This is a genomic window from Aquabacterium sp., from assembly GCF_029946005.1.
Classification (GTDB): Bacteria; Pseudomonadota; Gammaproteobacteria; order Burkholderiales; family Burkholderiaceae_C; genus Aquabacterium.
This window is the reverse complement of record NZ_JAQSDR010000028.1, coordinates 1-2,495: the sequence shown is the minus strand read 5'-3', so window position 1 is coordinate 2,495 and position 2,495 is coordinate 1. Positions and strand designations below refer to the sequence as shown.

The following is a 2,495-nucleotide window of genomic DNA, read 5'->3' as shown; positions in this document are numbered from 1 at the left end:
AGAAAAAACCTGAATTATTCAAGAAGCGCGTTTATAACCAGCCGGGACTTGACACATAATCAATAAAGCCGCTCAAACTTGGCGGATTGCCATAACCGGTTGGCGGATCGCCAGGTTTAACTGGTATGTCAAACGTCAAATATCGTGAATTATCTGCACTACTGAACGTAATCTCAATGAAATTAGTGCCATTGGACCTGGTGTGATCCCTATCTATCGCTACAAAGCTAGTTCCATCAGACGCTGTCAGAGAAATGTTGGTCGCGGTCAGAATTTCAGTACCAATCGAGGTTACAGAAGTGCTTACTGTAGCCCCTCCAGATATATCAACGGTTCCGTTTCCGGAGTTGTTCAAAAGTGTTGGTGGCGGGATCGGCGGGTCAGCATACGCAAACGATGAGGCAAAAAGTAGAGCGAATAGGAAAGCAAACTTGCGCATAGCATTCTCCAGATAATGATGAATCTTATGTGGCCGGTGCAAATCGGAGCGTGACGATGCCTTTGACAATTAGTCAAACGGCTCGTTTGGTCAAAAAGTAGGTCAATCTTTGGAACGACTCCATCATTGTGCTGTCACTCTGATGCACCGTCAATAGCGTGAAAGGATCATTCTGTGTCCCTGGGGTTCATAGCGAACGGCAACTCCCAGCCTGATGCCGACATGGCGGCCGGCGGCTTCGCAGCGGGTGCTGACGGCGCTGGCGGCTCACGAACCTCCGGTAAGCGCCATCAAGCTGACGCTCGCCCCGGAGGCCGGCAGCGCCTCAGCTGTCAGCTATTCGACGTATAGCTGACGTCAGTGCCCCAACTGTTCGGGCTTGCGCCGCGACCGGCTGCTTCCGCACCGCGCGATGGGCTCAAATCGACCCTGAGCAGCCGTTCAATTTTCGAGACTGCCTGTACTTAAGCTGACATGGGTCCGTCACCGACAGTAGGTGTCGTCACTGCCGAGCCATGCTCGACACCACTGCACAGTGGTAAGCCTCTAAGCCAGAGTGACCGCCCTCTGAGCTTCGGTCTCGGTTGCGGTGAAGCACTTGATGTTGCTCACCAACTGTTGCGCGTATTCAAGACTCAAGAAGACGCCAGCACTGTCGATCCAAAACAGTTCCGTGTTGGACCACTCCCGTTGCATTCTCTCGGCCAAGCGCCTTGGGAAGTGCCGCGATCGTGTCGACCACAGCAATAAGACAGGTTTGTTGAAGCGGCGCAAGGCATCGCTCGCATCCTGCGTATAGCGATTCGAGAGCGTGCGAAGAAACTTGCACACGTCCTGTCGCACACCGGCGTTCGTGCGCATAGGCCGGAGCCAGTGCTCGATCAACTCGTCATCTAGCGGCCCATCTGTGAGTTCGCCAAATGAAAACGGCAATCTCCTGAGAGGTGGAACGTGATGCATCAACTGAGCAGTCAGCCATGCCAGCGGAGGGGCATGGCCTAGCCACTTTAAAAAGACAAAGGCGGAAGGGGGAAAGATGTCGTAGGCGTCACAGGTCGTCAGCACGACGCTGGCGATGCGCTCGGGGAACTGTGCGCACACCATCTGGGCCAAGGCCCCACCCGTATCGTTGCCTACCAAAATCACACCGCGTAGATCAAGCGCGACCATTAAGTCGGCAATCAAGCGTGTCATGCCCATGACAGTCAAGTCTGCCGTTGGCGCCATAGGAATTGCATGCGCGCCCAGGGGCCAGTTGGGCACGATGCAGCGCAGGCCTTGGCTGAGTTCGGAAACGATGGGCTGCCAAAGCTTGTGGTCAACCATCAGGCCATGCACGAAGACAATGGGTTGCCCTTGGCCACGCTCAAGGTATTGGACCGGGCCTTGCGGCAGTTGGAGTGTCTTGAGTGAGGGCATGGCGCTTGTTTCCGTCGTGGGGATTGAACGTCTGCAGATGATCCGACCGCGAGGCAAGCAAGACAATTACCTGGGAGGTCATTGAAACGCCCACACCACAGAGGGGATACTGCCGCCATGACTTGCGACGAGAACCTCTCCATCCGCCAGGGTGAAGCGTTGCCCTTCGGGCAACTGCTGCGGCAGTGGCGCGGCTTGCGCAAGCGCGCTCAACTGGATGTGGCACTGGAAGCGGGCGTTTCGCAACGCCACTTGAGCTTTCTGGAATCAAGCCGCGCGAAGCCCAGCAGAGGCATGGTTCTCCAGCTTGCGAGGTGCTGGACGTCCCCTTGAGGGAGCGGAATATGTGGCTGCACGCAGCGGGTTTTGCGCCCATGTTCCAGCAACGGGCACTGCAAGATGAGGACATGGCGGCCGTGCGTGAGGCGCTGACCCTGACGATCAAGCATCACGAGCCCTACCCGGCCATGGTGGTCAACCGGCAGTGGGACATGTTGATGTGCAACGCCCCGGCCGAGCGATTTGTGGCCTTGCTGGGCCAACCGGACGAGGTCTGGCAGCGCGTCGATGAGAGTGGTGGCCGCAACGTAAGCGGTAAGCCTGCGGCGTTCTTCCCTTGCGCGAGGCTGCTCCCCAG

The 2,495-nt window shown here is 56.8% G+C and carries 3 protein-coding genes and 1 pseudogene; 2 read left to right on the top strand and 2 right to left on the bottom strand.

Annotated elements, in window-relative coordinates; all coding sequences use genetic code 11:
• Positions 1-31: 31 nt before the first annotated feature.
• Together PSV38_RS14130 and PSV38_RS14125 are read right to left on the bottom strand one after the other, a co-directional pair.
• On the bottom strand, positions 32-439 hold the full coding sequence (locus PSV38_RS14130) for a hypothetical protein (protein ID WP_300548458.1): 408 nt from the start codon (positions 437-439) through the stop codon (positions 32-34).
• 546 nt (positions 440-985) lie between these two features.
• Positions 986-1,858 carry an alpha/beta hydrolase gene (locus PSV38_RS14125; RefSeq protein WP_300548456.1) on the bottom strand — a complete coding sequence of 291 codons (873 nt, stop codon included), beginning with the start codon at positions 1,856-1,858 and terminating at the stop codon, positions 986-988.
• A gap of 117 nt (positions 1,859-1,975) precedes the next feature.
• On the opposite strand from PSV38_RS14125, the gene PSV38_RS14120 reads away from it, so the two are divergent.
• A complete protein-coding gene (locus PSV38_RS14120; RefSeq protein WP_300548454.1) occupies positions 1,976-2,191 on the top strand; it encodes a helix-turn-helix transcriptional regulator in 216 nt (71 codons plus the stop codon).
• An 11-nt stretch (positions 2,192-2,202) separates the two neighbouring features.
• Positions 2,203-2,495: pseudogene (locus tag PSV38_RS14115) on the top strand (hypothetical protein); the annotation flags it as partial.